This window comes from Ectothiorhodospira lacustris (assembly GCF_022227845.1).
GTDB lineage: Bacteria > Pseudomonadota > Gammaproteobacteria > Ectothiorhodospirales > Ectothiorhodospiraceae > Ectothiorhodospira > Ectothiorhodospira lacustris.
On the sequence record NZ_JAJNQN010000006.1, the window covers coordinates 33101 to 56141 of the forward strand.

Sequence of the window (23041 nt, forward strand, 5' to 3'; positions counted from 1 at the left end):
GACACGATCATGGATTCACTCGTCCTCAGCCTGGGTCTTGGCGTCGGCGCCGCCATGGTGCTGTTCTTCGTCCTCTACCGCTTCACTCGTCTACGGGCCTACCAGGTGTCCCTCACGGTGCTGGCGGCGGTGCTGCTGGTGTTCATCCCCGTCTCCATCGTGTTCTGGCCTGGCGCCGATGTCTTTGCCATCCATCTGGCCCTCTACATGATCACCCCCTATGGCCTGGGCATCATCATGTCCCAGTTGGAAAACCAGAAGACTCGCGACAGCCGGCAGGCCGGTCGGCTGCGCATCCACTGGGCACCCGCCGCCATCGTGGGCTTCTTCATCGTCATCGCCACCGTGAACGGCATCCTCGTGACCCTGGCCCACCAGGGCATGCCCAGCGGCATGGTGGGGAGACTCCTGCCCGAACCCCGCAGCGGGGCCGAACAGGTGACGTCCTTCTTTCCCGGCACCGCCGCCCACATCTCCCACAAGAATCAGGCCCTGGCCCAGAAGTACATGGAACAGGCCCGGATCCAGGCCGAGCGGGGCTGGCAGGTGCGTCAGGGCTGGCTGGAGGCCCCCCGTCTGGACAGGGACAGCATCTTCCAGGTGAAGGTCACGGACCGTACCGGTGCGCCGGTCAGCCGGGCGCTGGTGGCGGGGGAGTTCATGCGCCCCTCCGATGAGCGCCTGGATCAGCCCTTCCACATGACCGAAATCGGTCCCGGCCTGTATCAGGCCCGGTTGCGCTTTCCCGCTCCCGGCCGCTGGGATCTGCTGCTGCAGGTCCGCCGGGGGGAGGCCCTGCACGAACAGCGGGGCATGACCTCGGTGCGTGAAGGGTGAACGTGATCCTGCAATCCGCCTTTGAGGCGGGCACGCCGGGCGCGGCTCGGTCCTGCTTTCACTGCGGCCTGCCGGTGCCCGCAGGCACGGATTTCAGCCTGACCGTGGAGGGGGAAGCACAGGCCTTCTGCTGCCCCGGTTGCCGGGCAGTGGCGGCGGCCATCATCGATGCCGGTCTGGCCGATTATTACCGCCATCGCACGGAAAAGGCCGGCGCCCCGCCGGATCCCGCCGCGGCCCTGGATGCCCTGGCCCTCTACGACAGCGAGCAGGTACAGCGCAGTTTTGTGCATGTGACGTCGGGGAATTTGCGGGAGGCCTCGCTGATGCTGGAGGGCATCGTCTGTGCCGCCTGCGTCTGGCTGAGTGAACGTCATGTGCAGGCTTTGCCGGGGGTGGTGTCTTTTGCCGTGAACTATTCCACCCATCGCGCCCGAGTGCGATGGGATCAGAGCCGGATCAGCCTCAGCGCCATCCTGAGGGCCATCACGGAGATCGGTTACCGGGCCCATCCGTTTGATCCCGGACGCCGGGAGGCGGTCTTTCGCAAGGAGCGGGACCGGGCCTTGCGGCGTCTGGCGGTGGCAGGCCTGGGGATGATGCAGGTGATGATGATCGCCGTGGCCCTGTGGCTGGGCCATGGGGTGCCCGGCCAGGACGACATGATGCAGTTCCTGCGCTGGGTGGCCATGCTGGTGGCGGCACCGGTGGTGTTCTATGCCGGGGCCGGTTTCTTTGTGTCCGCCTGGCGGGACCTGCGTCGGCGACGCCTGGGGATGGACGTGCCGGTGGCCCTGGCCATCGGTTCCACCTTTGTCGCCAGCGCCTGGGCCACGGTGACCGGGCATCCGGAACATGTGTATTTCGAGTCGGTAACCATGTTCGTGTTCTTCCTGCTCACCGGGCGGTATCTGGAGATGGCGGCCCGTCAGCGGGCAGGTCAGGCCACCGAATCCCTGGGGCGCCTGCTGCCGACGGTGGCCACCCGTATCGGGGAGACGGGCGATGAGGAGGTGCCGGTGACCGAATTGCTGCCCGGAGACCGGGTGCGGGTCAGGCCGGGGGCGCCGGTGCCGGCGGACGGGGTGGTGCTCTTGGGGACCTCCAGCGTGGACGAGTCTTTACTCACGGGCGAGAGCCTGCCCCGGCGCCGGTCGGCGGGGGATACCCTGGTGGGCGGCACGGTGAATGTGGAAAGCCCGCTGGTGATGCGGGTGGACCAGGTGGGGCAGGAGACGGTGCTCTCATCCATCCAGCGCCTGCTGGCGCGGGCGCAGACGGAAAAGCCCCCCATGGCCCGGCTGGCGGAACGGGGTACGGGCTGGTTCGTGGGGGCGGTCCTGTTGCTGACCCTGGTGACGGGGCTGGTGTGGTGGCTGTGGGTGGATCCTGCCCGCGCCTTCTGGGTGATGGTGACCATGCTGGTGGTGAGTTGTCCCTGTGCCCTGGCCCTGGCCACCCCGGCGGCGATCACGGCGGCCACCGGGGCACTGACCGGCCGCGGCCTGTTGACGGCCCGGGGGCAGGCCCTGGAACACCTGGCCGGGATCACGGATGTGGTGTTCGACAAGACCGGGACCTTGACCGAGGGACGCCTGAGCCTGCGGACGGTGGCGGTGCTGGGGGATGTGGATGAGGCCGGTTGCCTGAAATATGCCCGCATCCTGGAGGCCGGTTCCGAGCATCCGGTGGGGCGGGTGTTTCAGCGGGTCGGGGCGGGTGGCGGATCGGGGCCGATAGAGGCCGCCGGAGAGATCCGCGCCCATCCCGGCCGGGGCATGGAAGGGGTGGTCCGGGGCCGTCGGCTGCGCATCGGCGCGCCGGGTTTTGTCCGTGAGCTCGGCCCCGATGCCGTCGATGACCCACGTCTGGCGCGTCTGGTCGGGCAATGGCCCCATGCGGGGCATGTGGTGTTGGGCGACGATCAGGGCCTGCTGGCGGCCTTCGTGCTGGAGGACCGTACCCGCCCGGATGCCCTGGCAGCGGTGACGGGACTCAAGGCTCGGGGCATCACCGTGCATCTGTTTTCGGGGGATGCCCCGGTGGCGGTGTCCTTTCTGGCCTGGCAACTGGGGATCGAGGATGCCCGGGGCGGCCTGTCTCCGGCGGACAAGCTGGCGGCCCTGGAGGCGTTGCAGTCGGCAGGCCGGGTGGTGGCCATGGTGGGGGATGGCGTCAATGATGCCCCGGTGCTGTCCAAGGCCCATGTGTCGGTGGCCATGGCGGGCGGGACGCAGCTGGCCCAGTCGGGGGCGGACATGATCCTGTATCGGGATCAGCCCGGGGTGCTGCCGGCCGGGGTGGACAAGGCCCGGGAGACGGTGGCCGTGATCCGGCAGAACATCCGCTGGGCCATCGGTTACAACGCCCTGGCGCTGCCGGTGGCGGCGGCGGGACTGCTCACGCCCTGGCTGGCGGCCCTGGGGATGTCCTTGAGTTCGCTGGTGGTGGTGGTGAATGCATTGCGGTTACGGGATTCACGCTGATGGAAATGCTCTACATTCTGATCCCCCTGGGGATGATTTTTCTCGGCCTGGCCCTGGCGGCGTTCCTGTGGACGGTGCGATCCGGTCAGTACGACGATATGGAGGGTCCGGCGCATCGGATCCTGATGGATGACGATGACCCGCGGATTCCGCGCCGTCGTCGGGATGACAAACCCGGTTCCGGGGAGGGTGAGTGATGAACAAGTTGATCGAGTGGGGGCGGGCGCTGCGGCGTCTGCCGGTGCTGAATCACCCCATGTTCAGTTTTGACAATGCGGCCATGACGTTCATTGTGGTGCTGGTTGTGGTGTCGTGGCTGAGTTTTCTGTCCGTGATTGTGTTCGGGCGTTGAGCCGGGGTTGGGGTGAGGGGGTGGGAACTCTTCATCACGGTTAGCACTCCAACCTCGCGAGTGCTAAACTCGCAGCATTCCGCTTGGAATTGGGGAGGATCGCAATCCATGACAACCGCACTGACTCCGGCAGCCAGCCACCTTGCTGTCCCGGTCGGGGATCTGGACAGCTACATCTCGGCCGTCATCCGGCTGCCGGTACTGGAGGCCGAGGAAGAGCAGGCCCTGGCCCGCCGCCTGCGGGACGAACAGGACCTGGAGGCCGCCCGCAAGCTGGTGATGCATAACCTGCGCTTTGTGGTCCATATCGCCCGCGGCTATTCCGGCTACGGCCTGAATCTGGGTGACCTGATTCAGGAAGGCAACATCGGCCTGATGAAGGCGGTCAAGCGCTTTGATCCGGACATGAATGTGCGCCTGATCTCCTTTGCCGTCCACTGGATCCGGGCCGAGATCCATGAATTCGTGCTGCGTAACTGGCGCATCGTCAAGGTGGCCACCACCAAGGCCCAGCGCAAGCTGTTCTTCAACCTGCGTGGCGCCAAGCAGCGTCTGGGTTGGTTCAGTCAGGATGAGGTGGAGACCGTGGCCAATGACCTGGGGGTATCCGCCCGGGAAGTGATGGAGATGGAGTCCCGCCTGGCCGGCCGTGACGTATGTTTTGATCCGGAACCGGATGATGAAGGTACGTATACCGCCGCCCCGGCGGATGTGCTGATGGATCACGAGGGTGATCCGGCGACGTTGATGGAACGCACCGATTGGGACAGTTATCACCAGGCCCGCCTGCAGCAGGCTCTGGCCGCCCTGGACGAGCGCAGCCGGGCCATTCTGGCGCGCCGCTGGCTGGCGGAGGAGAAGGCGACCCTCCACGAACTGGCGGCGGAGTACGGGGTGTCGGCGGAGCGGATTCGGCAGCTTGAAAGCAATTCCATTCGCAAGTTGCGTCAGGCGATGGCGGCTTAACTCCGGCTCCAGATACTCGTCACTCCCGCGAAGGCGGGAGTCCAGGGTTTGTGAATCTGTCACTGGATTCCCGCTTCCGCGGGAATGACGTGGGACTTTGCGGGGATGACGCGAGACTTCCATGGGGATGCCGTGGGATTTTCATGGGAATGACGTGGGACTTTGCGGGAATGCGTCATTCACTCGTCACTCCCGCGAAGGCGGGAGTCCAGGGTTTGTGAGTCTGTCACTGGATTCCCGCTTCCGCGGGAATGACGTGGGACTTTGCGGGGATAGCGCGGGACTTCCATGGGGATGACGCGGGACTTCCATGGGAATGCCGTGGGATTTTTCGAGGATGCGTGAGGCTTTACGGTAACGCGTGAGGCTTTCGCGGGAATGGGTGTGTTTGGAATATGCCTAACGGGGTTCGATGTGGCGCAGGTGCTGGTTCACCGTGATCCATGACCCCGCCAGTCCCAGCAGCGCGCCCAGCCCGAGCAGGGCCAGGGTGCCCTGAAAACCCAGGCCGCCGAGGCGCCATTCCCCACCGTAGAGCTGCGACAGGGCCTGCACCGGCCCGGACAGCAGCAGGATGGTGATGGTCACGATCACCACCGCTAGCATGGCGCCTCCCAGTCCCAGCCACAGCCCACCATAAAGAAACGGACGCCGGATGAAGGCGTCCGTCGCCCCCACCAGCTTGGCTACCTCGATCTCTTCCCGTCGATTCTGCACGTCCAGCCGGATGGTGTTGCCCACCACCAGCAATACCCCCAATCCCAGCAGCAGGGACAGCACGAGCGTGGCGCGCTGCAGCATCTCCATGATGGAAAACAGGCGCTGTACCCATTGCAGGTCCATGAGCGCCCGGGAAACCTCCGGCATGTTGTTCAGGGCGTTGACCAGCCCTTCCAGGGTTGTTGTGGAGCCGTGCTCCAGCGCCGGTGTCACCAGGATCAGGGGCGGCAGGGGATTTTCGCCCAGGGTGTCCAGGGCCTCGGCAAAGCCGGAATGGGCACGAAACTCCTCCAGGGCCTCGGCGCGGGTGACGGGCAGGGCCACGGCCACGTCGGGGCGTTGGGCCAGGCGGGTGGCCAGGGCCGGCAGCTGTTCATCCGCCACTGAATCCTGGAGGAATACCGAGATCTGCGCCGTTTGGGACCACTGGGGGCTGACTTGCTGAAGATTGTTCAACACCACATGAAAGAGGGTTGGCAGGGTCAGGGCGACGGCGATCACCAGCAGGGTCAGGGCGCTGGAGAAGGGGGCACGGTAGAGCTTGCCCAGGCTGAACACCAGGGCCCGCAGATGGTTGATGCCGTAGGCCTGAAACCGGGCATGGACCGGCGGTAGGGTCAGGGCGCGACGGCGTTTCATGCCTCCGCCTCCCGGCGCTGGAGGCGGCCTTCATTGAGATGCACCATGGGCTTGCCCAGGGACGAGATCAGGTTCAGGTCGTGGCTGGCGACCAGGACCGTGGTACCCACCTGATTGAAGCGCAGGAACAGCTGCATGATCTCCCGGGACAGGTGAGGGTCCAGGTTGCCGGTGGGTTCGTCCGCCAGCAGGATGGCGGGCTTGTGGACCACGGCGCGGGCGATACCCACCCGCTGCTGTTCGCCGGTGGACAGGGTGACGGGTTCGGCGTTCTCCTTGTGCAGCAGCCCCACCTTGTCCAGGGCGGCGCGGACGCGACGGGCGATTTCCGGCTGCCGGTAGCCCTGGATCACCAGGGGCAGGGCCACGTTGTCGAAGACGCTGCGGTCGTGGAGCAGGTGGTGATCCTGGAAGATGATGCCGATCTGGCGCCGGAAGTAGGGCACCTGACGACCGGACAAAGATTCCAGGTTCTGACCGTTGACCACGATCTGGCCCCGGCTGGGGCGCTCGATCAGCGAGATGAGTTTGAGCAGGGTACTCTTGCCGGCCCCGGAGTGGCCGGTGAGGAAGGCCATGGCGCCCCGGTCCAGACTCAGGTTGATCCGGGACAGGGCCTCATGGCCGTTGGGGTAGCGCTTGGTGACGTTGCGCAGCAGGATCATGAGGCCATGGACCTATTCACGAGCCGACAGCAGGGCCCTGGCAAAGTCTTCGGCATTGAACTCCCGCAGGTCTTCGATCTTTTCCCCCACCCCGATGAAACGCACCGGCACACCCACCCGTTCGGCGATGGCGAACAGGATGCCGCCCTTGGCGGTGCCGTCCAGCTTGGTGACGGCGATGCCGGTGAGATCCATGGCCTGATGGAATTCCCGGGCCTGGTTGAGGGCGTTCTGGCCGGTGCCCGCGTCCACCACCAGCAGGACCTCGTGGGGGGCGTCGGGAGCCTGGCGCTGGATCACCCGCTTCACCTTCTTGAGCTCGTCCATCAGGTTGGACTGGGTATGCAGACGACCGGCGGTATCGGCGATGAGCACGTCCATGCCCCGGGCCTTGGCGGCCTGCCAGGCATCGAAGATCACTGACGCAGAATCCGCACCCTGGCCCTGGGAGATCACCGTGGCCTGGTTGCGCTCGCCCCAGGTCTGCAGCTGCTCCACCGCGGCGGCCCGGAAGGTGTCACCGGCCGCCAGCATGACCGACTTGCCCTGCCGGCGCAGATGGTGGGTGAGCTTGCCGATGGTGGTGGTCTTGCCGGCACCGTTGATGCCCAGCACCAGGATCACATAAGGCTTTTTCCCGGCGTCGATCACCAGAGGCTTCTGCACCGGCTTGAGCACGTCCACCATGGCCCCTTCCAGGGCCTTGACCAGGGCGTCCGCATCCTTGAGTTCCTTGCGGGCGACCCGCCGGGTGAGACCTTCCAGGATGGTTTCCGTCGCCTCGATGCCCACGTCGGCCATGAGCAGCCGGGTTTCCAGTTCTTCCAGCAGCTCGTCATCAATGGCCTTCTTGCCCAGGACCAGACCCGCCATGCCTTCGGTGAGGTTGGAGGAGGTCTTGGACAGCCCCTTGCGCAGGCGGGAGAACAGGCCCGATTTCGAGGTTTCTTCGCCTGTATCGGCCTTCTCGACCTTTTCAGGCTCTGTTCGCTTCTCGGCCTCCGCCCCGGGTGGTGCCGCGTCCGGGATTTTCGGCAGACCGCTCGGGGCGACCGGCGGCCGGGCTTCGGCCTTGATCTCGGGTGCGGTTTTCAAAGCCGCCGGGGCCACTGCCGTGGCGGGTGCCATCGGCTTGGGTGTTTCCGGCCCGGGAGCGACCGGCTCAATCACCGGTGCCTTGGCGGGTTCCGGCTGCCTGGCGGTCGGTTCAATCACCGGTGCTGCCGGGGGCGTGATCACCGGTGGGGGGGGCGGCCCGGCGGGTGTCGATGGTGCCGTTCCGGGTTGCGGCGCGGCCTTGCCCCGGTCCCGGGGGGACCTGATACCCTCGGGGGGCCTGATGATCTCAAGCCCCTCGATGATTTCCAGGGACTCCACGGGTTCGACAGCCTGCTTGGGCTGGTCTACGGGCTTTTTCTTCTTGCGGAAACCGAACATGCGCTGATGAGGTCTACGGTGTTCAAGAACGCACATCCTACCACTGAGGGACGTCTGCCGAAATGAAACAGAAGATGACGAGGGTATGTCTGTTGCTGTTCCTGCTGCTGCCCGGATGGCTCACGGCCGATGACGGGAGCAACGTCCATGAGTTCATGCTGGATAACGGCATGAAGGTGCTGGTGCTGCCGGACCAGCGGGCGCCGGTGGTGTCTTCCATGGTCTGGTATCGGGTGGGGTCCGGTCATGAGCACGGGGGCATCACCGGGATCTCCCACGCCCTGGAGCACATGATGTTCAAGGGCACCGAAGCCCGTCCCGCCGGGGAGTTTTCCCGCACCATCGCCGCGCTGGGGGGACGGGAGAATGCCTTCACCAGCCGGGACTACACCGCCTATTTCCAGCAGCTGGCCACCGAGCATCTGGGGACGGCCCTGGCGCTGGAGGCCGACCGGATGCGGAATCTGACCCTGCCGGAAGATGAGTTCATCCAGGAGATGCGGGTGGTGCGGGAGGAACGGCGTCTGCGGACCGAGGACAATCCCAACGCCCTGACCTTCGAGCACTTCAATGCCGTCGCCTGGTTGAGCAGTCCCTACGGGATTCCGGTGATCGGCTGGATGGCGGACATCGATGAGTACACGGTGGCCGATCTGCGGGACTGGTATGACCGCTGGTATGCCCCCAATAACGCCATCCTGGTGGTGGTGGGAGACGTGGCGCCGGAGGCCGTGCACGACCTGGCCAGGACCCATTTCGGCCCCATCCCGGCGCGGGATCTACCGGCGGTGAAATCCCGCACCGAGACCCCGCAGCTGGGTGAGCGGCGGATCACGGTACGGGCGCCGGCACGGGTCCCCTATCTGCTGGTGGGTTACAAGGTGCCGGTGATCATGACCGCCGAGGAAGACTGGGTGCCCTATGCCCTGCAGGTGGCCGCCGGGGTGCTGGACGGCGGCGAGAGTGCCCGTTTCTCCCGGGAACTGGTGCGTGAAAGTGAGCTGGTGGCCTCCGCCGGGGCCGGTTACAGCCCCCTGTCCCGACTGGATACCCTGTTCATGCTCAGTGCCACCCCGTCCGCCGGGGTGGAGCGGGCGGAGGTGGAGGCCGCCCTGACCAAGGCCCTGGAACGTCTGAAGGATGAACCCGTGAGCACCGCCGAGCTGGAGCGGGTGAAGGCCCAGGTGGTGGCTCGGGAGGTCTATCGCCTGGATTCGATCCAGGGGCAGGCCATGCGCCTGGGGATGCTGGAGAGCGTGGGGCTGCCCTGGCAGCTGGGGGATGAATTTGCCGAGCGTATCCGGGCGGTGACGCCGGAACAGGTGCAGGCAGTGGCCCGGCGCTATTTCGAGGCGGACCGGCGCACGGTGGCCTGGCTGGACCCGTTGCCCATCGATCCGGACGATCCGCCGGGGTATTTCGAAGGCCATCTGCGCTGATTTCCTGATTCGCAAGTGCGTGCTACGCGCGATTTTTACGTTAAAGGAACCCTGACATGACGACATTTTCCCGCCTGTCACGCCCCGGCTGGACGGGGCTGCTCCTGCTGGTGCTGCTCGTGCCCATGACGGCTCCGGCCGACTCCGCGGTCCAGCACTGGGAGACGGAAAACGGCCTCAAGGTTTACTTCGTGCCTTCTCCGGCCCTGCCCATGGTGGATGCACGGCTGGTGTTCAATGCCGGCAGTGCCCGGGACGGTGATCACCCCGGCCTGGCCCGCCTGACCAACACCCTGCTGCAGGATGGTGCCGGTGACTGGGATGCCGATACCATTGCGGAGCGGTTCGAAGGGGTGGGCGCCCAGTTCGGGGCCGCTTCCGAGCGGGACATGGCCATCCTCAACCTGCGCAGCCTGACCGAACCCGACTGGCTGGAGACGGCGGTGGAGACCTTCGTCACCGTGGTTGGCCAACCCGTGTTTTCCCAGCGGGGCCTGGACCGGGCCCGACGTCAGGCGCTGGTCTCCCTGCAGGCCCAGCAGCAGAACCCGGGGGCCATTGCCGGCCGCACCTTCTTCGAGACGGTCTATGCCGGACACCCCTACGCCCATTCTCCCCTGGGGACCGAGGACGGACTGGCCGACATCACCCCGGGGCACCTGAAGACCTTCCATCAGACCTACTACGTGGCCCGTAACGGCATCCTGGCCCTGGTGGGCGGGCTGGACCGATCCGAGGCCGAGGCCTTGGCCGAGCGCATCGCCGCGGTCCTGTCGGCAGGTGAGGCGGCCCCGGCGCTCCCCGCGGTGGCCATGCCGGAGGCGGGTCGGACCATCCGGGTGAACTTTCCTTCCGAACAGGTCCATGTCTTCATGGGCCACCCCGGGATGGCCCGGGGGGATGCGGACCATTTCTCCCTCTATGTGGGGAATCATCGTCTGGGTGGGGGCGGCTTCACCTCCCGGCTGATGGAAGAAGTCCGTACCCAGCGGGGGCTGGCCTACAGTGTCTACAGCTATTTCTCACCCATGGCGGCGGCGGGGCCGTTCCTGATGGGGGTGCAGACCCAGGCCACCCAGGCGGATGAGGCGGTGGCGGTGATGCGCCGGACCCTGGAGGACTTCGTGGCGTCCGGGCTGGATGAGGATGAACTCAAGGCTGCCCAGGCCAATATCGTCGGCGGTTTCCCCCTGCGCACCGCCAGCAACTCGGGAATCCTGGATCATGTGGCCATGATGGGTTTCTACGGCCTGCCGCTGGATTATCTGGAGACCTTCACCGCCCGGGTGGAGGCTCTGGAACCGGCTACGGTGAATGAGGCCTTCGGGCGCCGGGTGGATCCGGCGCGTCTGGTGACGGTCATCGTCGGCGGGGAGGGTTGATGCAGACCCGGATATCGAAGCAGCCCCGGCGGGGTGCGCCGGGGCGTCTGCGCATCATCGGCGGTGAGTGGCGCAGCCGTCGGTTGCCGGTGCCCGACGGCCCCGGCCTGCGTCCCACCCCGGACCGGGTGCGGGAGACCTTGTTCAACTGGCTGCAGCCGGTGATCCAGGGTGCCCACTGTCTGGACCTGTTTGCCGGCAGTGGGGCGCTGGGGTTTGAGGCGGCTTCCCGGGGGGGATCGCGGGTGGTGATGGTAGAGCGGGATGTTCGGATAGCCGCGCACCTCAAGACTCAGGTGGAGGCCCTGGGGACGGACCGGATCCAGGTCATGGCACGAGATGGACTGGCCTATCTGGCCGCCTGTGACGAGTCCTTCGACCTCGTGTTTCTGGACCCGCCCTACGGCAAGGGGCTGTTGCCCGATTGTCTGGCGCATCTGAGCCGTCCCGGCCTGCTGCGGCCCGGGGCGCGCCTGTATCTGGAGCAGGCCCTGTCGGAGCCGGAGACGGAACTACCGGCGGGGTGGACGGTGTTGCGGGAGACCCGGGCCGGCGAAGTGTTCGGCAGGCTGGTGGCGGCATGACCCTTTTGCCCGCTCTCTGCCGCGAGATCGCCCGGGCCTCCGGTAGCCCCTTCGTGCTCAAGGATCGGCGCGGTGCCGCTGGGGGCTGCATCAATGAAACCGCCGTGCTGCAGGGGCAGGACGGCCGCAGTTTCTTCGTCAAGCTCAATCGTCCGGATCTGGTCCACATGTTCGCCGCCGAGGCGGAAGGCCTGCTGGCCCTGCGGGCGCCGGGGGCGATCCGGGTGCCCGAGCCCCTGTGCCACGGGGTGATCGAGGGGCGCAGTTACCTGGTGATGGAGCATGTCCCTCTGGGTGGCCCGTCACGCACGGCCCGGTTCGGGGAACAGTTGGCGGCCCTCCATCGGCATGCGGCCCCCCGGTTCGGCTGGCACCGGGACAACACCATCGGCAGTACGCCGCAGATCAACACCTGGTGCGATGACTGGGTAACGTTCTATCGGGAGCACCGACTGGGTTTCCAGATCCGGCGGGCGGCAGAGGCGGGAGGAGGACGGGCGGGTCTGATCGATGCCGTGGCACGGCTGATGGAGGGATTGCCGGCCTTGTTCCAGGGTTACCGGCCGACGGCCTCGGTGCTGCACGGGGATCTGTGGAGTGGGAACCACGACACCGACCGGGAGGGACGGCCGGTGATCTTCGATCCGGCGGTATATTACGGTGACCGGGAGGCGGACGTGGCCATGACCGAGTTGTTCGGCGGCTGCGGACCCGAGTTCTATGCCGCTTACGGGGCTGCCTGGCCTCTGGACCCGGGCTATCGGGTGCGGCGGGATCTGTACAACCTCTATCACCTGCTCAATCACTTCAATCTGTTCGGCGGGGGTTATGCCGGGCAGTCGGAGCGGGTGGCCCGGCGGTTGCTGGCCGAGGTGGGGTAAGGGAGGCGCTGAGCCGCTGCCCTTGAGTTACTACTCCCTGACTCCATCCGTTGCTTTCTAATTTCGCCCGTCACTCCCGCGCAAGCGGGAGTCCAGAATTTTCAGTATGCCACTGGATTCCCGCTTACGCGGGAATGACGTGTTCAGAACCCGGTAAGCGGAGGCGGCAGACGATCCTGTTACGGTTTACAGGCAGGGCGTGTCGGTATACCCCGGCGCGTCGCAATAATCATTCACCGCCGTGCGGCCGCCGTTGGCGCCGCTCCAGCGGGCCTGGTGCTGCACCTGGGACTGACTCAGGCGGGCGGCGGGCGTCACCGGGGGCAGGATGCTGCTCAGGGTGGTGGGGCTCATGCCCAGGCGTACTTCATAGAGGATCTTGTAGGCCAGCACCCGCCTGACGTAATCCCGGGTCTCGGAGAAGGGGATCAGTTCGGCCCATACATCGGCGGGGACTTCCGCGTCCCGGGGCAACCAGGAACGGACGCGTCCGGCCCCGGCGTTGTAGGCCGCCGTGGAGAGCATGGGATGGCCGCCGAAGTTGTCCAGGTTACGACGCAGGTAATAGGTGCCGATGCTCACGTTCAGGTCCGGGTCCAGCAGTTGCATGGGATTGCTGACCGTGGCGCCCACATGGGGGGCCATGGCGCGGCCGGTGTCCGGCATGATCTGCATCAGACCCATGGCCCCGGCATGGGAGCGGGCGTCCTGCATGAAGGCGCTTTCCTGGCGGGCCACCGCCATGGCCCAGGCCGGGTTGATGCCCTGTACCGTGGCCTTTTCCATGATCAGGGGCGCATGGGCCAGGGGGAAGCGCAGGTCGATGTCGTCAAAGCGTTGGGCGCGGGCGGCGGCGAAGATGGCCCGGTCATGCCAGCCAACCTGTCCGGCGATCAGGGCCAGGGCTTCCAGGTCGCCCCGGTCCCGCTGCTGCAGGCGATTCTGCAGGTGCATCCATTCCCGCCGGGCGTCGATGATGCGGCCCAGGGCGAGCATTTCCAGGGAACGGGCCAGAGCCGGGTCCTGGGCGACTCTTGCCATGCGGTCGGGGGTGACGTCCAGCGGACGGTGGCCGATGCGGTAGGGTCTCTCCAGACGGTCGGCGGCGAGGAAACCATAGAAGTTGCGTTCCTCGCTGACGCCGTCGTAGAGGGTCCGGGCACCGCGCTGGTCTCCCAGCTGCTCCAGGGCGCGGGCATGCCAGTAGCGCCAGGCGGCTTCCTGCCGGGCCTCGCCGCTCATGTGGGTGACGGCCTTGGCCACGGTTTCCCAATCGCCCTTGGCCAGGGCTGCCCGCAGTTGCCATTGCCGCAGCAGGTCGTCGAATACGGCGTCGGGCAGGGTGGCCAGGTGGGGCAGGGCACCCTGTTTTTCCCGCAAGGTCAGGCGCAGGGCGATGAAGCGCCGGGTCTCATAGGCATCCTCCCGGGCCATGCCCCAGTCGCGCCGGTCGGACTCCCACAGGGTCAGGGCTTCGCGGGGATCGCGTCGGGCCAGCCGGTTGAAACTGTGGACGATGGCGTCCCGGGCGCCCGGGTGGGCATCGGCGCGCCACTGGATGCGGGTCAGGCCGGTGGGGTCTTCGTAGAGGCTGAGCCAGCGGTCGGCCCAGATCCGGTCACCCTCGGGCATGTAGCGGCGCAGATATCGGGCCAGTCCGGGTTGGCCGGCCTCCATCGCCAGCCGGAAGCGTTCCCAGGCCAGTTGGGAGGTGAGACCACCGGCTTCCCGCCAGGCGTTGAACACCGGGTCACATTCACTGACCTGGGAACGACCCACCAGCCAGAGGGTTTCCACCCCGTCCAGGGCCTGGTCACGGCGGCCGGCCCTGAGCAGGGCGTTGTGATATTGGCAGGTGTGGGTAGCCCCGAGACCGCCCTGGTAATGGCGCAGGTAGTCTTCCCAGCGCCCCTGGCCGGCCAGGTGGGTGAGCCAGCGGGTGCGCAGGCGGTGGCCCAGGTGGCTGTCGCCCCAGCGTTCCAGGAACCGGTCCAGTTCGCCCGGTTCGATCCGCGGGAACCGGGCATTGAGGTCGGCGTGGATCAGGTAGGGCAGCAGGGCATAGTCCTGCAGTTCCCGTATCCCTTGCTGGAAGGCGGTGCGATTGCCCTGCTGGAGGGCACGTTCCGTCTGCAGGAAGCGCTCCCGCTGGGCGTCGGTGCCCGTGGCGGGGGCCGCGGCCAGGAGGCCGGGTAGGAGGATGAGTAGCGGGAGCAGATAGCCCGCCAGGCGGCGCGAAGACATGGAAAGAACCCCTTCCGGGTGGACCGGCGTATGCTTGGGGAAATGGCGACCTTGGAGGAACATCGAGCAAGCCCCTTTCCGTCATTCCCGCGAAAGCGGGGGTCCCCATAATTGTCAGTGTGTTACTGGATTCCCGCTTTCGCGGGAATGACGACGGTGTTCCGAGATTCCCGCTTTCGCGGGAATGACGGCGGTGTTCTGAGATTCTCGCTTTCGCGGGAATGACGACGGTGTTCCGAGATTCCCGCTTTCGCGGGAATGACGTGCTTTTAATCTTCTCGGCGTATTCCGAACCCTTCTTAAGATGCGACTTTAAGTGGCAATCCCGGGTCGTGCAAGAGGTGGCCTGCCGTTGCCGGATCTTCAGGCCTCCCGCCACTGTCCCGGCGCCAGTCCGTCCAGGGTCCAGGCGCCGATCCGTTGGCGAATCAGGCGCAGGGTGGGGTGGCCCACCGCCGCGGTCATGCGCCGTACCTGCCGGTTGCGGCCTTCATGGATCGTCAGTTCCAGCCAGGTGACCGGGATGTGCCTGCGCTCGCGGATGGGCGGGTCCCGCGGCCAGAGTCCCGCCGGTTCACCCATGATCCGTGCCTCGGCCGGGCGGGTGAGGCCGTCCTTGAGCGTCACGCCTGTCTCCAGGGTGTGCAGGGCTTCGAGGTCGGGCACCCCTTCCACCTGCACCCAGTAGGTCTTGCTCATGTGATGGGCCGGATCGGTGATGCGGGCCTGCAGGCGGCCGTCATTGGTCAGGACCACCAGGCCCTCACTGTCCCGGTCCAGCCGGCCGGCGGCGTAGACACCGGGGATGGGAACAAAGTCGGCCAGGGTCCGGCGGCCCTGGCCGTCGGTGAACTGGGTGAGGACGTCGTAGGGCTTGTTCAGCAGGATGACGCGGGTGGGTCGATCCTGCGGTTTCCGGACGGGCCGCCGGGGGGCGGATCTGTGCCTAGAGACCAAGGGGGTGACTTCCCGCGCTGCCCGGACTGCCGGTGAACAGCAGCAGGCCCAGGCCCAGGATCAGTAATCCCCCGGCGAGGGTGATGGTCTGGCCCACCCAGATCATGCCCCGGTGTTCGCCGCCGCCCGCCAGCCGGATCGCCAGATGGCGGGCCTTGACGGCCAGGATGGCCAAAATGGACACAGTGATGGCCGTGCCCAGGGACATGGCCAGGACGGCAACGATGCCGGCCGGCCAAAGGCCCAGCAGATGGGCGGCCGCCAGCACCAGGATGGCGCCGGTGCAGGGACGGATGCCCACGGCCACGATGGTGGCGATCATGGCGGGTAGACTGCCCGCTTCGGCCGCCTGCCGGGGCGTGACATGGTGGGCGTGACCACAACCGCAGCCGGGGCCGTGGGGGTGGGTCACGTCCCGGGGCAGGGCGGAGCGCAGGCCATGACCGGCCGGGGGCGTGACGGTGAGCGGTTGCAGTCGGACCGGCGCCGGTGCCGGTGCGCGATACAGCCGCAGATAGCCGCGCACCGCCCGCAGGCTGAGCCAGGCCCCCAGCAGGGCCACCAGGGCGAAGCTGATCTGCTCCAGCAGGTAGGCCCGGCCCATGGCTTCACGGGCGGCCATGCCGGCGATGAGCAGGACGCCGGATACCAGCGCGATGGCGGTGACCCCCTGCAATATGGCCGAGGCAAAGGACAGGCTCAGGGCGCGCCGCAGGTGCTGACGGTGGGTGAGCAGGTAGGTGGTGATGACGGCCTTGCCGTGGCCGGGGCCGGCGGCATGGAAGACGCCGTAGAGAAAGCTCACCAGGATCAGCGCCCCGGCACTGGTGGGGCCGGGGTTCTCCCGTACCTGCTGCATGCCGTCGGCCAGTCGGCGGTGCAGTTGGCGCTGTTGGGTGATGACCCAGGCCACCATGCGATCCCGCAGACCCGGTTCCGCTCGGGCTTCATCTTCGAACAACATCAACGGCTGGGCGGGTGCGGCCGCCGGCGCTCCCCCTCCGGTCAGTGGGGAGGCATGGACGTGGAGGGGCAGCAACAGGGCCGCCAGACAAAGGAGGATCAGTCGGAGCATCGGATTTCGGCGCGTTCGGCAAAGTGCTTGCCCAGGTCCGGGTCACCGGTCTGGTCGTAGTCCAGGGCCATGGCCCTGGCCACCAGGACCGGATCGGGGCGGGGTTGGTGGATGCGGATCTCGCAGCGCTCCGTGCCGCCCTCCAGATGGGGCACGGTGTTTTCGGCGTGCAGGATTTCAATGAAATAGGTGGGGTCGAAGACGGCATAACGCAGCGACGCCCGGGCGGGGTCCACGTGAGTCTGGAAATGCAGGGTGAAGCTCAGCGCCAGGCGCCCGTTGATCTCTTTGAGGGTGGGGGCCTCGGCACGCACGTCGCGGATGAGCTGTTCGCCGTGATGGATTTCGGTGAAGAAGTGGTACTCGGTGAGATTTTCGATCACCTGCCGGGCGATGTCCGCCAGCTTTTCTTCCCGGGTGTCGCCGGTGGCATTGTGAGCCATCTCGTCCAGCAGGAAGACGCTGTAGAAGGGGTCCATCAGCCAGGTCTGGCGCAGCCCGGTCACATGGCCGGTGTCGTCGAACACGGCGGTCACCTCCAGGTCGATCCAGGCATGAGGGTGGGCTCCGGCCGGGCTGAAGGTCACCGCCGACAGGGTCAGCAGCAGGCAACAGAGGGTGCGCAGGGGGCGTTGGAGTCCTGGGTGAGGCATGGGTGGTGTCTGCCGATAAGCGATCGATTTACAGGGACAGTGCCTGGGTGACCGGGGTTCCGTCCAGGCCAAGTTCCGCGTACAGGGCGCGCCACCGGGTTTCGTCATCGGGGCCGGGCCGCAGGTCCAGTCCTTCGGGTAGCGGTACTTGGCAATGAATGCCCGTCAGCCGCCGGGCCAGGCGCACGGTGTCCTGGTGGGCTTCGATCAGCCCCATGAGTCGCCTGGCGCCTCGGATGGGCATGTGGGCCACGGCGGGGATGTCCGCCAGCAGGGCTTCCAGGGTGTCGGTGCGTCTGAGCAGGCGGGCGGCCGTGGTCATGCCCACGCCGGGGATGCCGGGGATGTTGTCCACCTTGTCGCCCGCCAGGGCCAGTTGGTCTGCTACTTGGTCCGGGCGGACGCCCAGCATCTTGCGGATGCCGCCGGGGTCCAGGCGCCGGTTTTGGCGCGGTTCCCACCACAGGTCGCCGTCGGTCACCAGCTGGGTCAGGTCCTTGTCGCCGGTGGCCAGGATCACCGGATGCCCGGCCCGGCGTTCGCGGGTGGCCAGGGTGCCGATGAGGTCGTCGGCCTCGTATTCCCGGCTGGACAGGGTGGTCAGGCCGTGGGCATCCAGCAGTTCACGGCAGAGCCGGAACTGGCGTTTCAGGGCCTCCGGGGCCGGGGGGCGATGGGCCTTGTACAGGGGGTAGATGGCCTGGCGATAGTGCCTGCCCAGGCTTTCGTCGAAGGCGAAGGCAATCCGTTCGGGGTGTTCTTCCCGCATCAGGTTGCGGACGAAATTCATGAAACCCACGACTGCGTTCACCGGTTGCCCCCGGGGGCAGGTGAGGGTGTCGGGCAGGGCGAACCAGGCCCGGAAGATGAAGATGCTGGTGTCGATGAGATAGGTGGGTGTGTTCACGGCGGGATTGTATCAGGCCGGGCCGTGCGGGATGGCTTCAAGTGCGGGCGATATCTGTTACCTTGCGGGTTTACCCCCAAACGCCGTCTGCGCGGCGAAGGAGTTGTCATGAAGGTGACCGTGGAGCTGGATGCCACTCCGGAAGAATTGCGTGCCTTTCTCGGCTTGCCCGATGTGGCGCCGCTGCAGAAGGAAATGATGGATGATCTGGCCCGGCGTATCCGTGAGGGTCAGCAGGGTTATGAGTCCCTGACCCTCATGCAGCCCATGCTGCAAAGCGGCATCGCCAATATGGATGCCATGCAGAAGTTGTTCTGGCAGGCTTTTACCCAGAGCGGTAGTGATTCCGAAAAGAAATGACCGTCCCATTGCCTGAGCATGCTTTCTGCTAGAATTCCGGCCTTGTTCATCCTATCGAGTACTCTGGAGGTAGTTTCATGAAGAACCCCGTGCGCGTTGCCGTCACCGGCGCGGCTGGCCAGATCTCCTATAGCCTCTTGTTCCGCATCGCCTCCGGCGACATGCTCGGCAAGGACCAGCCGGTCATCCTTCAGTTGCTGGAAATCACCCCCGCCATGGATGCCCTGCGTGGCGTGGTGATGGAGCTGGAAGACTGTGCCTTCCCGCTGCTGGCCGGTACGGTGATCTCCGACAAGCCGGAAGAGGCCTTTGCCGATGCGGATTACGCCCTGCTGGTGGGTGCGCGTCCCCGTGGTCCGGGCATGGAGCGCAAGGACCTGCTGGAGGCCAATGCGGCGATCTTCTCCGTGCAGGGCAAGGCCCTGAACGCGGTGGCCGGCCGTCAGGTGAAGGTGCTGGTGGTGGGCAATCCTGCCAATACCAATGCCCTGATCGCCCAGCGCAATGCACCGGATCTGGATCCGCGCAACTTCACCGCCATGACCCGTCTGGACCACAACCGGGCCCTGGCCCAGCTGGCCGGCAAGACCGGTGCCGCCACCACGGACATCCGTCAGATGATCATCTGGGGCAATCATTCCGCCACCCAGTATCCGGATATCAGTCAGGCCACCGTGAAGGGTGATGCCGCTTCCGGTCTGGTGGCGAGGGACTGGTATGAGGGTGACTTCATTCCCACCGTGCAGCAGCGCGGTGCCGCGATCATCAAGGCCCGTGGTGCCTCTTCCGCCGCTTCTGCGGCCGGCTCCGCCATCGATCACATCCGTGACTGGGCTTTGGGCACGCCGGATGGTGACTGGGTGAGCATGGCCGTGCCTTCCGACGGCAGCTACGGCATTGAGGAAGGTTTGATCTACTCCTTCCCCGTGACCTGCAAGAATGGCGACTACAGCATCGTGCAGGGCCTGGAGATTGATGAGTTCAGCCGCGGGCGCATGACCGTGACGGAGCAGGAGCTGCGGGAAGAGCGCGACGGCGTGGCGCATCTGCTGCCCTGAGGGTTTTCGCCCCCCTTGTCTCCTTGGGGGAGAAGGGGGGCGTTCGGGATTTTTTCAACATCCGTGACTGGATTCCCGCGTTCGCGGGAATGACGGGTGTAAGGGAATGACGGATGTGCAAGGGAATAGCGGGGCTGCGTTTGTGTAAGCGGTCTGTTCCCACCCTCGTCGTCACTCCCGCGAAAGCGGGAGTCCAGGTTGGGCTGAGCACTGCTGGATTCCCGCGTTCGCGGGAATGACGGATGAGAAGGGAATGGCGGATCTTTAATTTGCCGGACCGGCGGTCCCCTCTGTTTGCCGGGCAAACAGGTCATGTTCCGAGGCGTCAATGATCTCCACGTCGGCCCAGTCTCCGGGTCGCAGTGCCTCCCCATCTTCCACGAAGACCAGGCCGTCGATCTCCGGTGCGTCTGCGCTGGAGCGGGCGATGGCGGTGCCGTCCTCGTCCAGATCGTCCACCAGCACCCGCATCCGGCGCCCCACCTTTTCCGCCAGCCGGGCCTCGCTGATGCCGGCCTGTACCTCCATGAATCGGGCCATGCGCGCCTCCTTGACGGACTCCGGCACCGCGCCGGGCAGCTCGTTGGCGGGGGCGCCGTCCACCGGTGAATAGGTGAAGCAGCCTACCCGGTCCAGTCGGGCCTCACGGATGAAGTCCAGCAGGGTTTCGAAGTCTTCGTCCGTCTCTCCCGGAAAACCGACGATGAAGGTGCTGCGCAGGGTGATGTCGGGGCAGACTTCGCGCCATTGCCGAACTCGCTCCAGCACCCGTTCCGCGGCGGCCGGGCGGCGCATGGCCTTGAGAATGCGGGGGCTGCCGTGCTGCAGGGGGATGTCCAGGTAGGGCAGGATGCGTCCCTCCGCCATCAGCGGGATCAGGTCATCCACATGGGGGTAGGGGTAGACATAGTGCATCCGCACCCAGACCCCCAGGCTGCCCAGGGCCTCGGCCAGGCTCTGGATGTGGGTGCGCAGGGGCTTGCCGCCCCAGAACCCGGTGCGGTATTTCACGTCCACCCCGTAGGCGCCGGAGTCCTGGGAGATGACCAGCAGCTCCTTGACGCCGGCGGCCACCAGGTTCTCCGCCTCCTGCATCACCTCGCCCACGGGGCGGCTGACCAGATCACCGCGAAAGCGGGGGATGATGCAGAAGCTGCAGTGGTGATTGCAGCCCTCGGAGATCTTCAGGTAGGCAAAATGCCGGGGGGTGAGGCGTACTCCCTGGGGTGGGACCAGGCTCTCGAACGGGGCGTGGGGGGCGGGCAGATGGGCGTGTACCGCCGTCATGACCTGTTCGTAGGCATGGGGGCCGGAGACGGACAGCACGTTCGGGAAGCGGTCGCGGATCTTGTCTGCGTCTGCGCCCAGGCAGCCGGTGACGATGACTCGGCCGTTTTCCGCCAGGGCCTCACCGATGGCCTCCAGGGACTCGGTGACGGCGGCATCGATGAAGCCGCAGGTGTTGACCACCACCAGGTCGGCATCGGCGTAGCTGGGAGAGACGCCGTAGCCTTCGGCGCGCAGCTGGGTGAGGATGCGTTCTGAGTCGGACAGGGCCTTGGGGCAGCCCAGGCTGATGAAACCGACGCGGGGAGGCAATGCGGAGGAAAGCTGGTTCACGGATGACTCGCAAAAGGGGCGGCGGGGGGGGCCAAAATGGCTGCCCATCCACGCGCGCCTTGTATCTGATGGGATCATCCAGTATATTGCCGCTCTTTTCTTAGCGCTATACAGGCTTTCGAGGGTGCTTGCATGAAGGCGGATATCCATCCCGATTACCACGATGTCACCGTGACCTGCAGTTGCGGCAACACGTTCACCACCCGTTCCACCCAGGCCGGTAACAGCCTGCAGGTGGAAGTATGCTCCGCCTGCCATCCGTTCTATACCGGCAAGCAGAAGATCGTCGATACGGCCGGCCAGGTGGACAAGTTCCGTCGTCGTTACGGAATGTAAGATCGGGCCGGATTTCGTGGCTCGATTGACCGGTTTGAAAACAGGGGCGCTGCTGGTCGGCGCCCTTGTTGCGTCCGTGGCGGGCATGGCCCAGGCCGTGACGCTGCCCGATGCCTGCGGCGGCCCGGCGGGGCGGGTGGAGCAGGCCCGGGTCAATCATGTCTATGACGGGGATACCGTGCGCCTCTCCGACGGTACCCGGGTGCGCATGATCGGCCTGGATACCCCGGAGATATTCCGGCGGGAAAACAGTGCCGAACCTTTCGGCCACGAGGCCCGGGATGCCCTGATCGAGATCCTGGAGGCCCATGACCATCAGGTGCTGCTGGTGCTTGACCGTGAGCGTCGGGATCACTACCGACGGCGTCTCGCCCACCTGTTCACCCCGGACGGCAAGTCCATCCACGCCGAGCTGCTGGCCCGTGGTCTGGCGGTGGCGTTGACCATCCCCCCCAACGACTGGAATCTGCAGTGCTACCGGGATGCGGAGGCCCAGGCCCGCGAGGCCGGGCTGAAGATCTGGGAGCAGGAACATCTGCGGGTGTTCAATTCGCAGGAGTTACCCCCGGATACCGAGGGTTTCCGGCAGGTGGAGGGCCGGGTGGTGCGTCTGGGAGAGAGTCAGCGTTCCCACTGGATCAATCTGGAGGGGAATGTGGCCTTCCGCATCGATCATGAGGATATGATTCATTTCCCGGGGCTGGACCCGGCGGTGCTTCAGGGGCGGCAGGTGATGGGGCGGGGATTGGTCTACAGTCACCGGGGCCAGGCGCGCATCCGCATCCGCCATCCGTCGGATCTGCAGATTCTGGATTGACCTGCACACCGGCCCGCGCCGGGCATCCCCCGGCGCGGGCCTCTCGTGTCAGTGGCCGGTGGGGTGCAGGCCTCCGGGCAGGTAACGGCCCAGGCCCAGGTGGTTGAGCATCTTCACGGCCTTGGCGCCGGCACGCTGCCCCAGCACCGCGTGGATGTGGCTTTCCCAGTCCGGTTCGGCGGTGTCCAGCAGGTTTTTCAGGTACAGGCCCGCCTCGGTTTCCCCCTCCAGATCCAGTCGTCGGCTGAAGAACAGGGTGTCCGGGTCTTCACTGCGGGTGGCCAGGCGCCAGAAGTCTTCCAGACGACCCCGAATGCGCACGTCCCAGTCATTCGCTGCCTTGCAGTCCCAGTGGGTGACGCCCCCATCCTTGACCCGGAAACAGATGCTGCCGGAATGATCGGTCACCGCCAGGCAGATGCGCTTGCCTTCCAGCGGACCCAGTTCATCAGCCGCAGGCTGACCCTTGAGCATGTGATTCATGAGGGCGGAGAAGACCCGGGTATGGACGGCGTCCGGAAGCAGGCGAAGGCCGGCGCCCAGGGGCAGCAGGATGGGGGGCTTGGGAAGATGCATGGCAATACCTGTGACTGTCGCGGTATGACGGGTGTGTCCTTGGTAGCCTG

23 protein-coding genes are annotated in these 23041 nt (G+C 66.2%); 13 read left to right on the forward strand and 10 right to left on the reverse strand.

Going from position 1 to position 23041, the window contains the following annotated elements; genetic code table 11:
- Positions 1-9 precede the first annotated feature (9 nt).
- The 5 genes from LQ956_RS06175 (at position 10) to rpoH (ending at position 4641) form a co-directional block, all read left to right on the forward strand.
- Complete coding sequence (locus LQ956_RS06175; RefSeq protein WP_238629402.1) at positions 10-837, forward strand: FixH family protein; 828 nt, start codon at positions 10-12, stop codon at positions 835-837.
- Positions 834-3323, forward strand: coding sequence for a heavy metal translocating P-type ATPase (locus LQ956_RS06180; RefSeq protein ID WP_430733392.1), 2490 nt, complete (start codon positions 834-836; stop codon positions 3321-3323). The genes LQ956_RS06175 and LQ956_RS06180 overlap by 4 nt, the downstream gene beginning before the upstream one ends.
- Positions 3323-3520, forward strand: a complete 198-nt coding sequence (gene ccoS, locus LQ956_RS06185) for a cbb3-type cytochrome oxidase assembly protein CcoS (protein ID WP_238621759.1) — start codon at positions 3323-3325, stop codon at positions 3518-3520. Before LQ956_RS06180 ends, ccoS begins: the two co-directional genes overlap by 1 nt.
- Positions 3520-3675, forward strand: coding sequence for a hypothetical protein (locus LQ956_RS06190; RefSeq protein ID WP_238621773.1), 156 nt, complete (start codon positions 3520-3522; stop codon positions 3673-3675). The genes ccoS and LQ956_RS06190 overlap by 1 nt, the downstream gene beginning before the upstream one ends.
- A 108-nt stretch (positions 3676-3783) precedes the next feature.
- Positions 3784-4641, forward strand: a complete 858-nt coding sequence (gene rpoH / locus LQ956_RS06195; RefSeq protein WP_238621758.1) for an RNA polymerase sigma factor RpoH — start codon at positions 3784-3786, stop codon at positions 4639-4641.
- 399 nt (positions 4642-5040) lie between these two features.
- On the opposite strand, the gene ftsX is transcribed toward rpoH, so the two are convergent.
- Genes ftsX through ftsY form a run of 3 tightly spaced genes read right to left on the reverse strand, consistent with a single transcriptional unit; the run spans position 5041 to position 7793 of the window.
- The gene (gene ftsX, locus LQ956_RS06200) at positions 5041-6000 is read right to left on the reverse strand and encodes a permease-like cell division protein FtsX (protein WP_238629404.1); all 960 of its coding nucleotides are present in this window, start codon (positions 5998-6000) and stop codon (positions 5041-5043) included.
- The gene (gene ftsE / locus LQ956_RS06205; RefSeq protein WP_238621756.1) at positions 5997-6665 is read right to left on the reverse strand and encodes a cell division ATP-binding protein FtsE; all 669 of its coding nucleotides are present in this window, start codon (positions 6663-6665) and stop codon (positions 5997-5999) included. Before ftsE ends, ftsX begins: the two co-directional genes overlap by 4 nt.
- Positions 6666-6677: 12 nt before the next feature.
- Positions 6678-7793 (reverse strand): signal recognition particle-docking protein FtsY, encoded by a 1116-nt coding sequence (ftsY, locus tag LQ956_RS06210; RefSeq protein WP_238629479.1) that lies wholly within the window; start codon positions 7791-7793, stop codon positions 6678-6680.
- A gap of 383 nt (positions 7794-8176) precedes the next feature.
- On the opposite strand from ftsY, the gene LQ956_RS06215 reads away from it, so the two are divergent.
- Genes LQ956_RS06215 through LQ956_RS06230 form a run of 4 tightly spaced genes read left to right on the forward strand, consistent with a single transcriptional unit; the run spans position 8177 to position 12388 of the window.
- Entirely contained in the window at positions 8177-9541 is a 1365-nt protein-coding gene (locus LQ956_RS06215) for a M16 family metallopeptidase (protein WP_430733393.1), read from the forward strand.
- A gap of 56 nt (positions 9542-9597) precedes the next feature.
- The gene (locus LQ956_RS06220) at positions 9598-10923 is read left to right on the forward strand and encodes a M16 family metallopeptidase (RefSeq protein ID WP_238621754.1); all 1326 of its coding nucleotides are present in this window, start codon (positions 9598-9600) and stop codon (positions 10921-10923) included.
- Positions 10923-11507 carry a 16S rRNA (guanine(966)-N(2))-methyltransferase RsmD gene (rsmD, locus tag LQ956_RS06225; protein ID WP_238629406.1) on the forward strand — a complete coding sequence of 195 codons (585 nt, stop codon included), beginning with the start codon at positions 10923-10925 and terminating at the stop codon, positions 11505-11507. Before LQ956_RS06220 ends, rsmD begins: the two co-directional genes overlap by 1 nt.
- On the forward strand, positions 11504-12388 hold the full coding sequence (locus LQ956_RS06230) for a fructosamine kinase family protein (protein WP_238629407.1): 885 nt from the start codon (positions 11504-11506) through the stop codon (positions 12386-12388). Before rsmD ends, LQ956_RS06230 begins: the two co-directional genes overlap by 4 nt.
- Positions 12389-12574: 186 nt before the next feature.
- On the opposite strand, the gene LQ956_RS06235 is transcribed toward LQ956_RS06230, so the two are convergent.
- The 5 genes from LQ956_RS06235 to LQ956_RS15045 form a co-directional block, all read right to left on the reverse strand.
- Positions 12575-14632 (reverse strand): transglycosylase SLT domain-containing protein, encoded by a 2058-nt coding sequence (locus LQ956_RS06235; RefSeq protein WP_238629408.1) that lies wholly within the window; start codon positions 14630-14632, stop codon positions 12575-12577.
- A gap of 363 nt (positions 14633-14995) precedes the next feature.
- Positions 14996-15520, reverse strand: coding sequence for a pseudouridine synthase (locus LQ956_RS06240; RefSeq protein WP_238621771.1), 525 nt, complete (start codon positions 15518-15520; stop codon positions 14996-14998).
- Between the two features lie 58 nt (positions 15521-15578).
- Positions 15579-16664: a nickel/cobalt transporter gene (locus LQ956_RS06245; RefSeq protein ID WP_238621750.1), complete on the reverse strand. Its 1086-nt coding sequence runs from the start codon at positions 16662-16664 to the stop codon at positions 15579-15581.
- Positions 16652-17317 carry a DUF1007 family protein gene (locus LQ956_RS06250; RefSeq protein ID WP_238629409.1) on the reverse strand — a complete coding sequence of 222 codons (666 nt, stop codon included), beginning with the start codon at positions 17315-17317 and terminating at the stop codon, positions 16652-16654. Before LQ956_RS06250 ends, LQ956_RS06245 begins: the two co-directional genes overlap by 13 nt.
- Positions 17318-17345: 28 nt before the next feature.
- On the reverse strand, positions 17346-18224 hold the full coding sequence (locus LQ956_RS15045; RefSeq protein WP_238621748.1) for a 5'-3' exonuclease: 879 nt from the start codon (positions 18222-18224) through the stop codon (positions 17346-17348).
- 108 nt (positions 18225-18332) lie between these two features.
- Here LQ956_RS15045 and LQ956_RS06260 point away from each other — a divergent pair, with 108 nt between their 5' ends.
- Both LQ956_RS06260 and LQ956_RS06265 read left to right on the forward strand, forming a co-directional pair.
- A complete protein-coding gene (locus LQ956_RS06260; RefSeq protein ID WP_238629410.1) occupies positions 18333-18584 on the forward strand; it encodes a DUF6489 family protein in 252 nt (83 codons plus the stop codon).
- Positions 18585-18661: 77 nt separating this feature from the next.
- Entirely contained in the window at positions 18662-19642 is a 981-nt protein-coding gene (locus LQ956_RS06265) for a malate dehydrogenase (protein WP_238621746.1), read from the forward strand.
- Between the two features lie 264 nt (positions 19643-19906).
- On the opposite strand, the gene rimO is transcribed toward LQ956_RS06265, so the two are convergent.
- Positions 19907-21262, reverse strand: a complete 1356-nt coding sequence (gene rimO, locus LQ956_RS06270; RefSeq protein WP_238629411.1) for a 30S ribosomal protein S12 methylthiotransferase RimO — start codon at positions 21260-21262, stop codon at positions 19907-19909.
- A gap of 132 nt (positions 21263-21394) precedes the next feature.
- Here rimO and rpmE point away from each other — a divergent pair, with 132 nt between their 5' ends.
- A complete protein-coding gene (gene rpmE / locus LQ956_RS06275) occupies positions 21395-21598 on the forward strand; it encodes a 50S ribosomal protein L31 (protein WP_238621744.1) in 204 nt (67 codons plus the stop codon).
- Between the two features lie 16 nt (positions 21599-21614).
- Positions 21615-22415, forward strand: a complete 801-nt coding sequence (locus tag LQ956_RS06280; RefSeq protein WP_238629412.1) for a thermonuclease family protein — start codon at positions 21615-21617, stop codon at positions 22413-22415.
- Positions 22416-22463: 48 nt separating this feature from the next.
- Here LQ956_RS06280 and ubiT read toward each other — a convergent pair whose 3' ends face one another.
- Positions 22464-22991 (reverse strand): ubiquinone anaerobic biosynthesis accessory factor UbiT, encoded by a 528-nt coding sequence (gene ubiT, locus LQ956_RS06285; RefSeq protein WP_274521505.1) that lies wholly within the window; start codon positions 22989-22991, stop codon positions 22464-22466.
- Positions 22992-23041 lie beyond the last annotated feature (50 nt).